Annotated in this window: 17 protein-coding genes; all 17 read right to left on the bottom strand. The window is 52.1% G+C overall.

What is annotated here, in order from left to right; translation table 11 throughout:
• Nucleotides 1–17 precede the first annotated feature (17 nt).
• A complete protein-coding gene (gene trpE / locus NI000_RS07560) occupies nucleotides 18–1,559 on the bottom strand; it encodes an anthranilate synthase component I (RefSeq protein ID WP_253409218.1) in 1,542 nt (513 codons plus the stop codon).
• 322 nt (nucleotides 1,560–1,881) lie between these two features.
• Nucleotides 1,882–2,259 carry a chorismate mutase gene (aroH, locus tag NI000_RS07565; RefSeq protein WP_054977368.1) on the bottom strand — a complete coding sequence of 126 codons (378 nt, stop codon included), beginning with the start codon at nucleotides 2,257–2,259 and terminating at the stop codon, nucleotides 1,882–1,884.
• Nucleotides 2,260–2,262: 3 nt separating this feature from the next.
• Nucleotides 2,263–3,360 carry a 3-dehydroquinate synthase gene (gene aroB / locus NI000_RS07570; protein WP_253409220.1) on the bottom strand — a complete coding sequence of 366 codons (1,098 nt, stop codon included), beginning with the start codon at nucleotides 3,358–3,360 and terminating at the stop codon, nucleotides 2,263–2,265.
• A gap of 17 nt (nucleotides 3,361–3,377) precedes the next feature.
• On the bottom strand, nucleotides 3,378–4,541 hold the full coding sequence (gene aroC, locus NI000_RS07575) for a chorismate synthase (RefSeq protein WP_253409223.1): 1,164 nt from the start codon (nucleotides 4,539–4,541) through the stop codon (nucleotides 3,378–3,380).
• A 204-nt stretch (nucleotides 4,542–4,745) separates the two neighbouring features.
• The gene (locus tag NI000_RS07580) at nucleotides 4,746–4,910 is read right to left on the bottom strand and encodes a hypothetical protein (RefSeq protein ID WP_167336427.1); all 165 of its coding nucleotides are present in this window, start codon (nucleotides 4,908–4,910) and stop codon (nucleotides 4,746–4,748) included.
• Between the two features lie 84 nt (nucleotides 4,911–4,994).
• On the bottom strand, nucleotides 4,995–5,774 hold the full coding sequence (locus NI000_RS07585; protein WP_054977371.1) for a CheR family methyltransferase: 780 nt from the start codon (nucleotides 5,772–5,774) through the stop codon (nucleotides 4,995–4,997).
• An 18-nt stretch (nucleotides 5,775–5,792) separates the two neighbouring features.
• Nucleotides 5,793–6,236, bottom strand: a complete 444-nt coding sequence (gene ndk / locus NI000_RS07590; protein ID WP_253409225.1) for a nucleoside-diphosphate kinase — start codon at nucleotides 6,234–6,236, stop codon at nucleotides 5,793–5,795.
• Nucleotides 6,237–6,477: 241 nt separating this feature from the next.
• Entirely contained in the window at nucleotides 6,478–7,452 is a 975-nt protein-coding gene (locus NI000_RS07595) for a polyprenyl synthetase family protein (RefSeq protein WP_253409227.1), read from the bottom strand.
• A complete protein-coding gene (locus tag NI000_RS07600; RefSeq protein ID WP_253409229.1) occupies nucleotides 7,449–8,312 on the bottom strand; it encodes a menaquinone biosynthetic enzyme MqnA/MqnD family protein in 864 nt (287 codons plus the stop codon). The genes NI000_RS07595 and NI000_RS07600 overlap by 4 nt, the downstream gene beginning before the upstream one ends.
• Complete coding sequence (locus tag NI000_RS07605; protein ID WP_253409231.1) at nucleotides 8,305–8,910, bottom strand: UbiX family flavin prenyltransferase; 606 nt, start codon at nucleotides 8,908–8,910, stop codon at nucleotides 8,305–8,307. Before NI000_RS07605 ends, NI000_RS07600 begins: the two co-directional genes overlap by 8 nt.
• Nucleotides 8,907–9,782 (bottom strand): UbiA-like polyprenyltransferase, encoded by an 876-nt coding sequence (locus NI000_RS07610; RefSeq protein ID WP_253409233.1) that lies wholly within the window; start codon nucleotides 9,780–9,782, stop codon nucleotides 8,907–8,909. Before NI000_RS07610 ends, NI000_RS07605 begins: the two co-directional genes overlap by 4 nt.
• 4 nt (nucleotides 9,783–9,786) lie before the next feature.
• The gene (locus tag NI000_RS07615; RefSeq protein WP_301292381.1) at nucleotides 9,787–10,527 is read right to left on the bottom strand and encodes a demethylmenaquinone methyltransferase; all 741 of its coding nucleotides are present in this window, start codon (nucleotides 10,525–10,527) and stop codon (nucleotides 9,787–9,789) included.
• A gap of 10 nt (nucleotides 10,528–10,537) precedes the next feature.
• Nucleotides 10,538–11,401: a heptaprenyl diphosphate synthase component 1 gene (locus NI000_RS07620; RefSeq protein WP_253409237.1), complete on the bottom strand. Its 864-nt coding sequence runs from the start codon at nucleotides 11,399–11,401 to the stop codon at nucleotides 10,538–10,540.
• Between the two features lie 89 nt (nucleotides 11,402–11,490).
• Nucleotides 11,491–12,012, bottom strand: a complete 522-nt coding sequence (locus tag NI000_RS07625; protein WP_253409239.1) for a hypothetical protein — start codon at nucleotides 12,010–12,012, stop codon at nucleotides 11,491–11,493.
• Nucleotides 12,013–12,119: 107 nt separating this feature from the next.
• Nucleotides 12,120–12,341, bottom strand: coding sequence for a trp RNA-binding attenuation protein MtrB (mtrB, locus tag NI000_RS07630; RefSeq protein WP_025846371.1), 222 nt, complete (start codon nucleotides 12,339–12,341; stop codon nucleotides 12,120–12,122).
• A gap of 87 nt (nucleotides 12,342–12,428) precedes the next feature.
• Nucleotides 12,429–13,355, bottom strand: a complete 927-nt coding sequence (locus tag NI000_RS07635) for a phosphatase PAP2 family protein (protein ID WP_253409241.1) — start codon at nucleotides 13,353–13,355, stop codon at nucleotides 12,429–12,431.
• A 197-nt stretch (nucleotides 13,356–13,552) separates the two neighbouring features.
• Nucleotides 13,553–14,461 carry an HPr(Ser) kinase/phosphatase gene (gene hprK / locus NI000_RS07640; RefSeq protein WP_253409242.1) on the bottom strand — a complete coding sequence of 303 codons (909 nt, stop codon included), beginning with the start codon at nucleotides 14,459–14,461 and terminating at the stop codon, nucleotides 13,553–13,555.
• Between the last annotated feature and the right edge of the window lie 22 nt (nucleotides 14,462–14,483).

The raw sequence follows: 14,483 nt of genomic DNA on the forward strand, positions 1-14,483 counted from the left end.
CTTTTATCCCGATTGTATTACTGATAATAATCGTGATTGATCAATGCATACTCCGACGTTTTCGATGCAAAAACGGCTTCCGCCATGCGGATCGATTTCAGCATGCCCTTGGCTTTGTTGATCGTTTCCTGGTACTCGTTCTCCGGAACGGAATCCCAGACGATCCCGGCGCCTGCTTGGACATAAGCTTTGCCATTCTTGAATACGATGGTGCGGATTGTAATACACGTATCGAGGTTGCCCGAGAAGCCGAAGTAACCGATGGCTCCGGCGTATGGACCGCGCGCTTCATTCTCCAGCTCGGCGATGATTTCCATCGCTCTGAGCTTCGGAGCTCCCGAGACGGTACCAGCGGGGAGGCACGAAATAAAAGCGTCGAAGAAATCTTTGTCCTTCGCCAGCTTGCCGGAAACGTTGGACACGATATGCATGACATGAGAGTACCGCTCGATTTGCATGAACGTGTCGCATTGGACGGTACCGAATTCGGAGACGCGCCCGAGGTCGTTGCGGCCGAGATCGACGAGCATCAAGTGCTCGGCACGCTCTTTCTCGTCCGCCAGCAGCTCTTGTTCGAGCGCAAGGTCTTCTTCGGTCGTCCGCCCGCGGGGACGGGTACCGGCGATCGGCCGAGTCTCCACCTTCTCGTCTTCGACGCGGACGAGCAGCTCGGGGGAAGTGCCGACGATGACCTCCTCATCCATTTTGAGGCAGTACATGTAAGGCGACGGATTCATCGTTCTTAGTATGCGGTACACATGCAGCGGCGAAATGTCCGTTTCGATCTCGAAGCGTTGGGACAGGACCACTTGAAAAATATCGCCCGCCCGGATATATTCCTTCGCTTGATCGACATTCGCCAGAAACTGCTCCTTCGTCACGTTCGAGCGAACTTCTCCCAAATCAACGTCGTCGGGGATGGACTGGTGATTCATATTGAGCGCCGGCAGCGGGCGTTTCAGGCGTTCAATGGTCGCATCGATTTTGGCGCATGTTTTTTCGTAGGCGGCGACGATGTCCGCTTCCGTTCCATGGGGAGGCACATGCACGTTGGCGATGACTTTCAGCTGCTGCTTAAAATGGTCGAACACGATCACTTGATCGCAAAACATAAAGTCCAAATCGTTCATCTGCAAATCGTCCTGCCGATGCGCCGGCAGCTTCTCGTAATACTGCAGCAGATCATAACCGAAAAATCCGACGGCTCCGCCCGTAAAACGGGGCAAATCCGGCAGCGAAGGGCTCGTATACGCACTTAAATGCGCTTTAAGCACATCCACCGGCTTTTCCTTCGAGGTCGTCGTTCCTTCCGGACCTTCGATGCGAGTCACACCGTTTTTGGCTTGAATAAACATAAACGGGTCGGTTCCGATAAAAGAATATCGCGCCCATTTGATCCCGCCCTCGACGCTTTCCAGCAAGAAGGCACGCTTCTCTTCGTAAAAATGTTGAAATACGCGGATCGGCGTCTCCGTATCGGCCATCAGATGGCGGACGACGGGGATCAGGTTATACTGGCTGGCAAGCCGGACGACTTCTTTTGCTTCCGGTGTGTGCATCGTCATCTCTCCTCTTCTCAACTCAAAAATAACTGGGCTCTGCAAACGTAAAAAAGCCTCTACGCATCGTAGAGGCGGTATTCAGCGGATGAAGGATTCGTCCAAACGGAAAGTATGTCCAAAGTACGTTAAACAGCCCTAGGGTAGGTTAAAATAAACCTGCCGATAGTGCGCCGCACGCATCCTGACGGTTCTTTCCACGAACGGTTAATCTTCTCTCTTCTCATCTCAAACTGAACTAGGCTAACTCTCTACTCTGCTCTGTTACTACTTTACTCACTCTTATCTGCTCAACTCGTTGTAATCAACTATACTACCTCAATTATGCTTTTGTCAATTTGGACAAATCGGGACGAAGCCGCATCGCTTCTCTTTGATAAACATGGATGATTTCATTTTGCTGTTTGTCCGTATTGACCATTACCATTAAACGAATACAGCGGGGCAATCCGCCCTCTACCGGAATTTCGAGCGAGCACATCAGCGGGACCAAGTCCCAGCCCGCCATCTGGCGGATGGCCCGCGCAGGGAACGTAGCCGTCAAATCCGGCGTTACCGTAACAAATACGCTGGCAATCTCCTCCGGAATAATCCCGTTTTCCGCGATAATTTGGTTGAGCAACGCTGTTGTTGCCGTTAAAATGTCATTCTCTTCGTTGCGTTCCACGGTCGTTGCTCCGCGTATTCCTCTTACGAACATCCGTCAGTCCTCCCGTTTTAACCGATCCACGATCTCTCTGACCCATTCCGCGGATACGTTTTTGTTAATATCGACTTTGCCGATGGCCGTCGGAATGATATAAACCATGCGGCCTTCGCTAAATTTTTTGTCATGCATCATCGCACGCATGATCGCCTCGGTATCGAAGTGCGCCGGAATACGCGTAGGAAGACCGAACTTCTTGAAAATGTGTTCGGTTACCGTAAGAATCTCTTCCGGATTGCCCATACGCACCGACAGCATCGCCGCACCGACCATGCCGATGGAGATCGCTTCGCCATGCTGCAGCTCGTTGTAGCCGGCCACCGCCTCCAGCGCGTGACCGATAGTATGCCCAAGGTTCAGGATGGCGCGAAGATCGTTCTCCCGCTCGTCCTTCGATACGACCGCCGCCTTAACGGCGCAGCCTTTGTACAGACCGTATTGGAGCGCTTCCGGGTCCAGCCCGACAAGCTTCTCCGCATTCGCTTCGCACCACGCGGTAAATTCGGCATCCCAGATCAGCCCGTGCTTGATCATTTCCGACAATCCCGCGCGTACGTCCCGTTCCGGCAAAGTGAGCAGCGTAGACGTGTCATACAGTACCATCTCCGGCTGATGAAACGCACCGATAATGTTCTTCGCCAGCGGATGGTTGACGGCGACCTTGCCTCCCACGCTGCTGTCGTGGGCCAGGATCGTCGTCGGGATCTGCACAAACCGGATGCCGCGCATGTAACTGGCCGCCACAAACCCGGCCAAATCGCCGACAACGCCTCCGCCAAGCGCGACAACCGTTGATTTGCGGTCTAGACCTGCCTGCAAGCAGGCGCCGACGACGTCTTCCAGCACCGCCAGCGATTTGGACTTCTCGCCGGCCGCAACGGTGTAGGACACCGCCGTATAGCCGCCTTCTGTCAATCGGTCCAAGACCGGCTTCAGATGATGCTTCGCCACATGATCGTCGGTTACGACAAGCAGCGGAGAGGCTTTACTAATCCCGTGCTTCTCGAAGTACGCGGCGATATCCGCGAGCAGGCCCTCCCCAATATAAATCGGGTAGGACCTCGTACCAAGGTCTACCGTTAGCTCTCTGACCATAAATCCGGCTCTCCCGCTTAGTAAGTTTTGATTTGCTCCAAATAGCTGTCGTAATTTCTGCGGATTTCCTCCAGCGAGTCACCGCCGAATTTTTCCATAAACGCTCTCGCCACTTCCCAAGCAATGACGTTCTCCATGATGACGCCGGCCGCCGGTACCGCGCACGTATCGGAGCGCTCTACCTGTGCCGTGAACGCTTCCTTCGTATCGATATCTACGCTTTGCAGCGCTTTATAGAGGGTCGAGATCGGCTTCATGACGCCGCGTACGACGATCGGCTCGCCGGTCGTCATGCCGCCCTCGAATCCGCCTGCACGGTTGGTCGCACGATAAAAGCCACGCTCCTCATCATGCATAATTTCGTCGTGCACGGACGAGCCTTTGCGCTTGGCCGCTTCGAACCCGATCCCGAATTCTACGCCTTTGAACGCTTGAATCGACAGCACCGCCTGCGCAATGCGTCCGTCAAGCTTGCGGTCCCATTGCACATGGCTGCCAAGACCCGTAGGCACACCTTCGATGATGCACTCGACGACACCGCCAAGCGTATCGCCGTCGTCCTTGGCCGCGTCGATGGCCGCAATCATTTTCGCTTCCGCGTCTTTATCCGTCACCCGCACCGGCGATTCCTCGGTGATGCGGATCAGTTCGTCGATCGGCAGCTCCTGCCGCTGTACTTCCACTTCCCCGATGCGAATCACCTGACCGGCGACTTTGATGCCGAATTCCTTCAGCAGCTCACGGGCCATACCGCCAACAGCCACTCGCATCGTCGTTTCCCGCGCGCTGGAGCGCTCGAGAATGTTGCGCAAATCGCGCTGATTGTATTTCAAACCGCCGTTCAAATCGGCATGACCCGGACGCGGGCGGTTCACCCGGCGCTTCGATTCGTCACTGCCTTCGATCGGCTCGATGTTCATGATGGAAGTCCAATGCTTCCAATCGTTGTTCTCCACCACAAGCGCAATCGGGGCACCGGTCGTTTTGCCGTGGCGCACGCCGCCGACAATGTTGACGGTATCCTTCTCAATCTGCATGCGGCGTCCCCGCCCGTAGCCTTTTTGCCGTCTGGCGAGCTGTTCGTTCACCGCTTCGAAATCGATCGTTACGTTGCTTGGAAATCCCTCAATAATCGTTGTCAATTGTGGTCCGTGCGTTTCCCCTGCGGTTAAATATCTCACCTGATTTGTCTCCTTTCATCCTATCCCATGAAAAGCGTAAGCTTTCTTTCTTTCAAAACGCTTTAGCGCTTTTATGTGCTGAGTCATGTGCTAATTATAGTATAGGCCTGCGGCTTTGACAAGAATATGCAAGAACAAAAAGAAGCGCCGGCCAAAGGCATGTAGCCGATGGCTGCGCTTCTTTCCGTTTCGGACGAAGGTATGTCAGCCTCCGGCCGGTTGTTTTTTTAACACTTGAGGGCGTTCCTGCGTCTGCGGATCATGAACCAACCCCATAATTTGCAGTGAATCGATCCCGAGAATTTGGGCGCATTCTTGTACCGAGATGAAGCCCCGACGGTAAGCGTTGATGACTTTACGTTTGTCCATGCGATTCCTCCTGCTGCTTTTCGGGCATAAAGGATCTGTCTACATTTTATTCATAGTATGGGATCGTATGGAAACGTTTATTCATTACACTTCCGTTTTACGGTAAAAAAACGTTTCGGCGGATTCCAGTCCGTACTGGGCCGGACTGAAAATCTGCTCGGTGCTGCCGACGAACAAGATGCCGCCAGGCTTCAACGCATTAGCAAATTTATGATACAATAAGTGCTTGGCTTCCTCTGTAAAATAGATCATCACATTGCGGCACACGATTAAATCGAATCCCGTATCGAACGTATCGACAAGCAGGTTTTGCTTTTGAAAGCGGATCGATTTTTTAAGCGAATCCGTAATATGATAAGTCAAATTTTCCTGACGGTAATATTTTTGCAAATATTTGGCCGGCACGTCCCGCACTGAACGATCCGAATAGATCGCCTTCTTCGCTTTTTCCAAAGCCCCTTCATCGATATCGGTCGCCAGCACCACGCTGTCCTGCGCGTTCAGTTCCGCCAAAATCATCGCCAGCGTATAAGGCTCTTCTCCTGTGGAGCATGCGGCGCTCCAGCACTTGACCTTGCGCGATTTGCGGAGCATGTCCGGCAAAAACTTCTGCTCCAGCACTTCCCAACGGTTCGGATTGCGCCAAAACTCAGAAACGTTGATCGTCATCCGATCCAAAAACTCGTAAAACAGCTCTTTGTCCTTCGTCATCGCCTCGAAAAACGAAGCGAACGTCGTGTACCCCTTTTTCATCCGCAGCGTAGTCAGACGGCGTTTCATCTGCGCTTCCTTATACTGGGACAAGTCGATGGACGTGTAGTCCTTGACTTTCTTGATGAATAACAGGAAATCTTTATCCTCCATGCCGCCATCCCCGCCTTATCAGATCCAAGTTTGTACCGCTTTGCTGTAATCGAGCACTTCTTCGGGACGGAAAAAGTTTGCAATTTCCCGTTCGGCGCTTTCCGGAGAATCAGACCCGTGAATCAAGTTCAAATTCGTATGGACCGCATAGTCGCCGCGGATCGTACCGGGCAGCGCTTCCAAAGAATTCGTCTTGCCGATCATCGTCCGGGACAGCGCAATAACCTGATCTCCCTGCCAGACCATCGCAAATACGGGCCCAGAAGTAATAAACTTGATCAAGTTATCGAAAAACGGCTTGCCCATATGCTCTGCATAATGCCTTTCCGCTTGCTCGCGGCTGACCTGCACCAGCTTGGCCGCAACCAATTGCAGCCCCTTTTGTTCGAAGCGGCGCACGATCTCCCCAATGAGCCCTCTCTGCACCCCGTCAGGCTTGACCATCAAAAACGTTTTTTCCATGTGTTTCTCCTCCTACCACTATAATAAAGTTTATTAGGAGATTGGTTTTGGAGTTAGTTTTAGGCATTCATCATCTGCATAGGGTAAAGATTGTCACGGAAAGTTTACGGCCGCCTTTGAAATCAAGTTGTTACCGCAAGGTAAATTGATGACAACTTGAATTTCAAGAGCGGTGGAGTGACAATGTTTACCCGACTAACTTACAGATGAATGCAGTTTTTCACGGTGTCAAACCAAGCTCCTAATAAGAACGGTTCCCCACAAAATGAGCAATACTGACCAAATCTTTTTTCGCCTGGATATTGGGCAAGCCCTCCAGGGAACGAATCGCTTTATCTATGTATGCCGACGCCATCGCTTCGGCGCGGGAGATTCCCTCGCTGCGCCGGATCATATTCAAAAACGCAGTGATGTCGGTTTGCCCGTCACAGGCCTCGATACGCGAGATTTCCTCCAGCAGGTCCGGACGAAGCTGCGGATTCTGAAGCGCAAAGATGACGGGAATCGTAATATTCCCCTGCTTGATGTCGCTGCCCGGCGGCTTGCCGATTTCTTTCTCCGTTCCGCACAAGTCAAGAAGATCGTCCCGGATTTGGAACGCCATGCCGGTATAATAGCCGAAATCGTACAACCGCTTGGCCGTCAACTCAGGCGCGCCCGCCGCAATCGCTCCCAATTGGCAGCTGATCGCAAGCAGCAGTGCCGTCTTGCGCTTAATGCGCAACATGTAGTCGCGGACGGTCTGCCCCGTGTGGAAAAAGAAGCGGATTTGTTCCATTTCTCCGATCGACATCTCGACCAACGCATTGGACATGATCCGATGGACGGACGGGTTCGGCAGTTGGGTGACGATGCTTAGCGCTTTGGCGAAAATATAATCTCCGGCGTACATGGCAACCCGGTTGTCCCATTTGGAGCGGACCGTCAATTGACCGCGCCGCGTGTTCGCATCGTCGATGACGTCGTCGTGCACAAGCGAAGCCATGTGAATCAGCTCCAAAGGCACGGCTACGTACTTGACCCGCTCCAGATCATATTGCCCGAACTTGGCGCCAAGCAGTACGAATACCGGACGAATCCGCTTACCGCCTGCTTTCAGCAAGTGCAGGGAAGCTTCACGAAGCACCGGATGATCGACATCGATGCTCCGCTCCAGCTCTTTTTCAATCAAATTGATATCTTTTTTTAATTTAGCATATAAATCCAACAGTTTCATTCCGTCACCCGTACTACAGAATTGTCTTTCCATATTTGCAGAGGAACGTTCCGCTCCAGAAAACCGAGCTCTGCGGCATACTGATAATATAACGAGAGCCCGGCCCATTGCTTCGGACCGAATTCGTAGCACAGTTCGGAGAAATAACGCTGCCAATAGGCTTCTGTCCCGCCAATCAGCTTTTGCGCGTCACGAACCAACGCCGCCGGATCGGCAAGCGACTTGCTCTTGCTCTCGAGAAAGGCCTCATAGATACGGCTGACAAGCTCCGGATACTGTTCCACGGTTTTCTTCCGGATTGTGCACACAGCAAACGTCATCCACTGGCCGGTTAAACGAGTCCATTCCGTCGCGAGATCGGTAACGAGATATCCGTTCTTTTCCCAGCTTGCCCGAATCGCATGATCGCCAATCAACAGAGCGGCATCTGCACTCTTCATCATCGGTTCAAGCTCCGGAGCCGCGTACTCGTACTCGGGCTGAAGTCCGTAGAACTTGGTTAAAATAATTTTCAGCAAATTGATCGAGGTGGCGGAAGTCGTCGGCAGCGCAATCTTGGCGTCCCCCAGCTCCTCCAGCGGTTTTCGGTGAAACAGAAGAATGGAATTGACCTGTCCGAAAGCGCTGACCGACATGTCAGGAAATACTAAATACTCGTCAAAATTTTCTCCGTACGCAAATGACGAAATGGCTCCGATATCGATTCGTCCTTCGGCCATGGCGCGGTTCAACCCCGACGGCACCTGTTGAGTTATCTCCAGATCGCTGCCGAAGGAAGAGAAAGGAAAGTAATAGAAGAGCGGCCACACATTGGTGAAGTCGATACGGCCGATGCGCACGGACGCCTGGTTGTTAGTCATTTGGCATACCCCATCTTTTATACAATTGATGTTCGATCTCCATGCAGTCCAATATTTTCCCGACTACAAAATCGATTATATCGTCTAATGTCTGCGGACCTTGATAAAACGCCGGCATTGCCGGCAGGATTCGTACGCCAAGCCTTGCAAGCTTCAACATGTTCTCCAGATGAATCGCATGCAGCGGCGTCTCCCGCGGTACGACAATCAGCTTGCGCCCTTCCTTCAGCATCACGTCCGCGGTTCGCTCGAGCAGGTTGTCCGAGGCGCCGTTCGCGATGCCGGACAAGGTACCCATCGAGCACGGCACGACCACCATGCCCTGCGTTCGAAACGAGCCGCTGGCGGTCTTCGCTCCGATATCCTGCACAGGCACGTATTCGAGCTTCCCCGGCCAGTTGTCCGACTCGAAGTGCTGACGAACGGTTTCCTGCCGTTTCGCGGCGTCCCAGCCGAGCTCTTCCTTTAGCACGCGCCAGCCTGCATCCGTTACGATCAGATGAACGTCTTCCCCCGCCGACAGCAAAAAGCGGCAAAGCCGCACGCCGTACGCCGCGCCGCTCGCCCCGGTAATGCCGACTACCCACGGTCTTTTCACCCGGTAAACACCACCAAATCGATCAGGGTGAACACAAACAGCGAGATGCTAAGCGTACTGTTCATCGTAAAGAATGCCGTATTCAATTTGGTGAGGTCCGTCGGCTTTACAATCAGATGCTCATACATCAGCAGAGCGTAGGAGACAAGCACCCCGATCAAGTAGACCCAGCTCAAATCCGTTAAAAAAAACAGGCTGATCAAACCTGCCGCAGTGACGATATGAAACCAGCGAGCGATGAGCAGCGCCTTAGGAATGCCGAACCGGGCCGGAATCGAATGCAGCCCTTCTTCCCTGTCAAACTCGACGTCCTGCGTCGCATAGATCGTATCGAAGCCGGCCAGCCAAAAGACGATGGCTACGTAAAACACGAGCGCCGCCAGCGAAAACTCCCCTGTCACGGCGATCCAGCCGCCCAGCGGCGCGAGCGCGACCGTCATCCCCAGAATCAAATGGCATGTCCAAGTGAAGCGTTTCGTGTAAGAGTAGAACACCAGAAAAAATACGGCAACCGGCAGCAGCTTCATCGCCAGCGGGCTTAAATGATAGGCAGCCCAGAACAAGCATACGAACGAAATAATAATAAAAATGATAGCTTCTTTTGAAGAAATCAAGCCAGCCGGTATGGCCCGCATCGCCGTCCGCGGATTTTTGGCATCGAACACTTTGTCGATGACCCGATTCAGCCCCATAGCTGCGCTCCGCGCCCCGATCATCGCCAGCAGGATCCAGCCGATCTGCCCCCATGACGGAAGATGGTTAAAGCTTACCACCGAACCAAGGAGCGCTCCCATGAAAGCAAATGGAAGCGCGAAGAGCGTATGCTCGATTTTGATCATTTCCAAAAAGATTTTGGTCTTTCTCCATACCATGTTGTCAGACATCTCCCTTAGATCCATTTGCCGCTTGCGGCTTAATGCCGATATGAAGCGCCGCGATCCCGCCGGTTAGTGGGTAAGCCTCGACGCGGGTCAAACCGGTCTTTCGGAAAATGTCGGCGAGCTCCTTATGGTCCGGGAAGTTTTTAAGTGATTCCGGAAGCCATTTGTACTGCTCGTACCGTTTGACGATCAGTTTGCCGAGCAGCGGCAGAACCTTTTGAAAATAAAAAAAGTAAATCGCCTTAAACGGCTTCCAGGTCGGTTTGGACAGCTCCAGCGAGACAACCATTCCCCCAGGCTTCACCACCCGCTGCATTTCCTCGATGACCTTGACCACATCAGGCACATTGCGGAGCGCAAAGCCGATCGTCGCATAATCGAACGAATGATCCTCGAACGGAAGAGCCATGGCATTGCCTTGCACGAGCTTGATCTGCTTGTCCATTCCGAGCCGCTTGACTTTTTCGTCGCCTACATCCAGCATATTCTGGCTAAAATCGAGGCCTACGATGTTGCCGGTGCCGCTCGCTTTAGCGAGGCTGATCGTCCAATCGCCGGTGCCGCAGCACAGATCGATCGCCGTTGCTCCCGGCTTCACATCCATTTTCTTCATCGTAAAGTTTCTCCAGGCTTTATGCCGGCGGAAACTCAAAATGTCGTTCATCAAATCGTACTTCGGCGCGATGCTTTCGAAGACGGAGTGAACGAACTGTTCCTTGGTCGATTTCATTTCCATAAAGTTCACCTCAAACTTCTTGAGTCGCCCGCGGGGCCGATAAGTACCGGCGGAACGGTTCGCCGATCGACAGCAGCTCTTTGCCTAATTTCTCCGGTTCAAGCGACTGCAGCTTGTCCTGAAGCTCCTTCATGCAGGCATCGAGCATTTGGTGCAGCTGCGGCGTTACCTTGTACTTCAGCCATAGCGAGCGCCATTTTGCCGGGTCCGGCTCCTCGCTTTGCAGCAGCTTCTTTTCTTCCCGTGTCGCCTGCTGCAAAACATGCCAAAAGCCCCAGCTATCCCGATACGGCTGAGACGACTCGGACCGGACGATTTCCTGATGCAGCACCTCGCAGCGGGTAAACAGGCGAAGCACCTCAGGCCAAACGATGTAAAACCGCTCCTCAAGCAGATTGGCGAAGGACAGAAACAATTGCGTCTTGACTTCCACCGACTGCCGAATGTATTCATCCGCCGTAAGCTTCAGCTGCTTCATCTTGAGGTACAGGTTCATTTTGAGGCGGTTGGCTTCGCATATCGCTGCGGATAGTATCCCGACTAAATCGATCTGTCCTGAATGAGACAGCAGGTAGTAAAAACGGCTGCTGAAGTAGTCTCCCGCAAGCACCTTGAGCTGTCGGGAGCGGGCGGATTTCTGCTCCTTGGCGTCGTTGGTTACGCTGACCATATCATGCGTATCCAGACCGAGCTGCACAAGGGATGTCACAAGCGTGTAAAGCTCGCTGTAACCGGCTAATGTGCTGTGTTTATTTAAAAAAGCATACAGAAGCCGGGTGCGGAATTCGGGAAAGAGCGGCAGATCCGTATGCTTTTGAATCATGTCATGCTCCGTGTATTTCTTGGCCATCTCCGGAATCCGATAAGTGTTCATATGTAAGCCTCCGAACCGATAAGAAAAATCTCTTCACTCGCAATCTAAACTATTATAGCATAATCGAATTATTTTCGCATGTACCTGGATCAGCTTTTCGGAGTAAAACGTTCCTGCCATTTCGAGGTATACGTCATCCGAAAGCGGGTATCCAAATACTGTTGCAGCTCCTCCGCGTTTCCAGAGCGGAGTCCCGTTTCGTTCGGAAGCCATCTCTCCCGCCTGGCGTCCACCGCTGCCAATGGCTGGGGATTCCCTTCCCGGTCCCCGGAGGCATCCAGCACGCGGACCAACACCTGATTGATATTCGTAGACGAAGCGAACATCATCGTCGGCACTTCGTACATATCGCCGAGCATGTCGGATTTGTCGCTCGTTTTTACGGCCAACAAATCGATCGACACGACGGCATGATTAACCTCCACCCGGCGAATTCTTAAATGAAGCTGCATCTTCGATACGACGTCGACAATATTGTTTTCGGATACGGGATGCGCTTTAACGCTTCGAAACACGCTAAGGCTCTCATCCAGCTGTGACAAATAAGACAAAGCCGACGCTACCGCTATCGATAAGACTGTAATGATCAACAAACGGGGAGCCCATTTCATCCCGAACCGCTTCCTCCTTTTGACGGGGTCCGAATGCTTGGCTTATGCCCTGTCTGTTACATTGTACAACGAAAAAAAGCAGGCTATGCCTGCCGCTATCCGAAAAATTATTCCTCCGTATCGATAAGGCCGAATTTCGTGACCACAACCGCTTTCCCACGGATTTTGATAGCTGATGTATGTTCGGTAAATTGAGCGATCATGACTTCGCCTTTATCCAACTTTTCCGTGTGATGAAACCGGGTATCCTGTCCTCTTGTCAAACCGATGACCTGTACTCCGTTTTCTTTGGCTTTTACAACAAAATATTCGCTCTGACTTGCGTCCATCCTGATTCCCCCCGGGCTAATCTGTCCAATTACCTTTATCATGCAGAAAAATACTCGTGCTGTCAACTCAAGAGAAAAGCCGCCCTCTTAGGCGGCTACCGTTTTCTCTTTGGCGTAGGATTGATCTTTTTTGTTATAGAAACCTTTGAACCAGCTCGGTACGAGCTTGGAAGCCAAATGGATGATCAAATCGGCAAGCTTCACGACACCGTAAGCAAACAGCATGCCTGCAATAACGTCGAGCACCCAGTGAATCTGCAGATACATCGTCGAGAAGATGATCGCGGAGCAATAAGTAACCATCATGTATTTGAAGATCCGGTCTTTCTCCCGAAGCGCCAGCAGCAGCATAGCGAACGAAATCGACGTATGCATGCTCGGAAAGCAGTTCATGACATTGACCAGCATATCGTTTTCCGTAGCAAACTTGCGCCCGAGCAAGTCAGGCTGCCCTTTAACCCACCATACCTCGCGAAGCAAAATCAAATTGTAAAACGGCAGGATCAGCGGGAACTGCATCAAATGTCCGGATAAGGCGTAGGACATCATCTTTTTTACGCTCTTGGTCCAATAGCTTCGGACAATGCAAATCCAGAGCGAAAGCACGAAGCCGTAATTATAGATCCAAGCCATGATCTGGTCGAACACCGGGTGATTGATCGCCCGAGCCCATGCCGCATCGTTGAGGGGGATGCTGTTCATCATGTCATCCCACTTCCATGGGTGACGATTGCTTTCGAACATCCAATTGGCAATTTTCCACCATACTCCGCTACCGGAGCCATAGAAATAATAGAAGACGCCAAGAAGTGGGATGCCAACAACAAAAAAACGTTTCCAATCGACGTCAATCTGATCTTTGCGGACGCCCATCAGACATATGAAAAGCAAGACCCAGCATTCCAAGCTCCAATTGCCGACCACGCCGATACGCCAAACCAAAAAGATCGATGCCAGAATGCCGTACATCGTCCAATCGTTTGCGTTCGACCATCGTCTAAGTTTTTCTGACATTTTCGGTAACTCCCCCTAAATACTGTACCTAACAGCTTGCTGTAAGCCCATTTCGTGAAATAAGGTCAACTAAGTATAACAAAAAAACGATGATTTTGCTTCATAATTTTTTTACATTTAAGAAAAGCTTCAGAATTAAAAAACACGGGGCAAATGTCCCGTGTCGCTTGCGCTTCTCGCTGAATCGCCGGCCTCTTTCACTCCTCTTGCAGACGCTTCATGAAGTCCTCTGCCGCGCTGTAGCCCTGCTGCTTGAGATACCAGTTGTTGGCCGCCGCTTCGACCAAACCGGCCACGTCCCGGCCAGGTTGCAGCTGGATCTCGATGTGCGGAATCTTGATGTCCATATAATCCGAAAACTTCGGTGCCAGCTCCAATTCGTTATTGAGCGCATTGTCCTGCCATTTTGTCAGCTCGATGTCGAGAACGATCCGCGTCTCGTCCTGAAAAGCTTTGCGGCCGTACAGGCGGGAAACATTGATAAGTCCGATGCTGCGGAGGGCGAGAAACTCTTTTGTTTTTCCGTTATGCGTGCCCAGAAGCGTCTCCGGGCTGATCTTCTTGAGCACCACGATATCGTCCGCTACCAGTCGGTGTCCCCGCCGAATGAGCGTATGAGCGGTCTCGCTTTTCCCTACCCCGGATTTGCCCCGGAGCAGAATGCCAATCCCGGATACGTTGACGCAAACCCCATGCACGGCAATTTCCGGCGCCATCGATTTGGTCAGGAAAGCATCCACCAGCTCGATGAATTTGGTTGTCGGCTGGGGCGTCCGCAGTAAGGGAATGCCCTCTTCCTCGCAATATTTCATCAAATATTTAAGCCCTTCCTGATTGCGGGTTACGACAAAGCACGGCGGATGATATTTTACAATGTTTCCGATCCGTTCATTGCGTTCCTCTTCCGTGAGCGTATGTAAATAAGTGATCTCTTTACTGCCCAGCACCTGCAGGTGGGACTGCGAGAAAAACTCGAAATACCCGACGAATTCCAACCCCGGACGGTGGACTCTGGTCTTGGGAATCGTTCGATGGAGCTGCGTAGCCCCGGCCAGTACTTCCAACGAAAATCGTTTTACCAAATCTTCTACTGTTACAGCTTTCACCCGTTCATCCCCCTTCGCCTTC

Source organism: Paenibacillus tyrphae (assembly GCF_024158745.1).
Classification (GTDB): domain Bacteria; phylum Bacillota; class Bacilli; order Paenibacillales; family NBRC-103111; genus Paenibacillus_G; species Paenibacillus_G tyrfis_A.

What these genes read in the sequence shown, in the direction of transcription:
- trpE (WP_253409218.1), bottom strand. Translation starts at nt 1,559, where the DNA reads ATGCACACACCGGAAGCAAAAGAAGTCGTCCGGCTTGCCAGCCAGTAT.
- NI000_RS07585 (WP_054977371.1), bottom strand. Translation starts at nt 5,774, where the DNA reads ATGGAGGATAAAGATTTCCTGTTATTCATCAAGAAAGTCAAGGACTAC.
- NI000_RS07595 (WP_253409227.1), bottom strand. Translation starts at nt 7,452, where the DNA reads ATGAAACTGTTGGATTTATATGCTAAATTAAAAAAAGATATCAATTTG.
- NI000_RS07625 (WP_253409239.1), bottom strand. Translation starts at nt 12,012, where the DNA reads ATGAAATGGGCTCCCCGTTTGTTGATCATTACAGTCTTATCGATAGCG.
- aroB (WP_253409220.1), bottom strand. Translation starts at nt 3,360, where the DNA reads ATGGTCAGAGAGCTAACGGTAGACCTTGGTACGAGGTCCTACCCGATT.
- NI000_RS07600 (WP_253409229.1), bottom strand. Translation starts at nt 8,312, where the DNA reads ATGACTAACAACCAGGCGTCCGTGCGCATCGGCCGTATCGACTTCACC.
- mtrB (WP_025846371.1), bottom strand. Translation starts at nt 12,341, where the DNA reads ATGGACGCAAGTCAGAGCGAATATTTTGTTGTAAAAGCCAAAGAAAAC.
- NI000_RS07635 (WP_253409241.1), bottom strand. Translation starts at nt 13,355, where the DNA reads ATGTCAGAAAAACTTAGACGATGGTCGAACGCAAACGATTGGACGATG.
- NI000_RS07620 (WP_253409237.1), bottom strand. Translation starts at nt 11,401, where the DNA reads ATGAACACTTATCGGATTCCGGAGATGGCCAAGAAATACACGGAGCAT.
- NI000_RS07580 (WP_167336427.1), bottom strand. Translation starts at nt 4,910, where the DNA reads ATGGACAAACGTAAAGTCATCAACGCTTACCGTCGGGGCTTCATCTCG.
- NI000_RS07610 (WP_253409233.1), bottom strand. Translation starts at nt 9,782, where the DNA reads ATGGTATGGAGAAAGACCAAAATCTTTTTGGAAATGATCAAAATCGAG.
- ndk (WP_253409225.1), bottom strand. Translation starts at nt 6,236, where the DNA reads ATGGAAAAAACGTTTTTGATGGTCAAGCCTGACGGGGTGCAGAGAGGG.
- aroH (WP_054977368.1), bottom strand. Translation starts at nt 2,259, where the DNA reads ATGTTCGTAAGAGGAATACGCGGAGCAACGACCGTGGAACGCAACGAA.
- NI000_RS07615 (WP_301292381.1), bottom strand. Translation starts at nt 10,527, where the DNA reads ATGGAAATGAAATCGACCAAGGAACAGTTCGTTCACTCCGTCTTCGAA.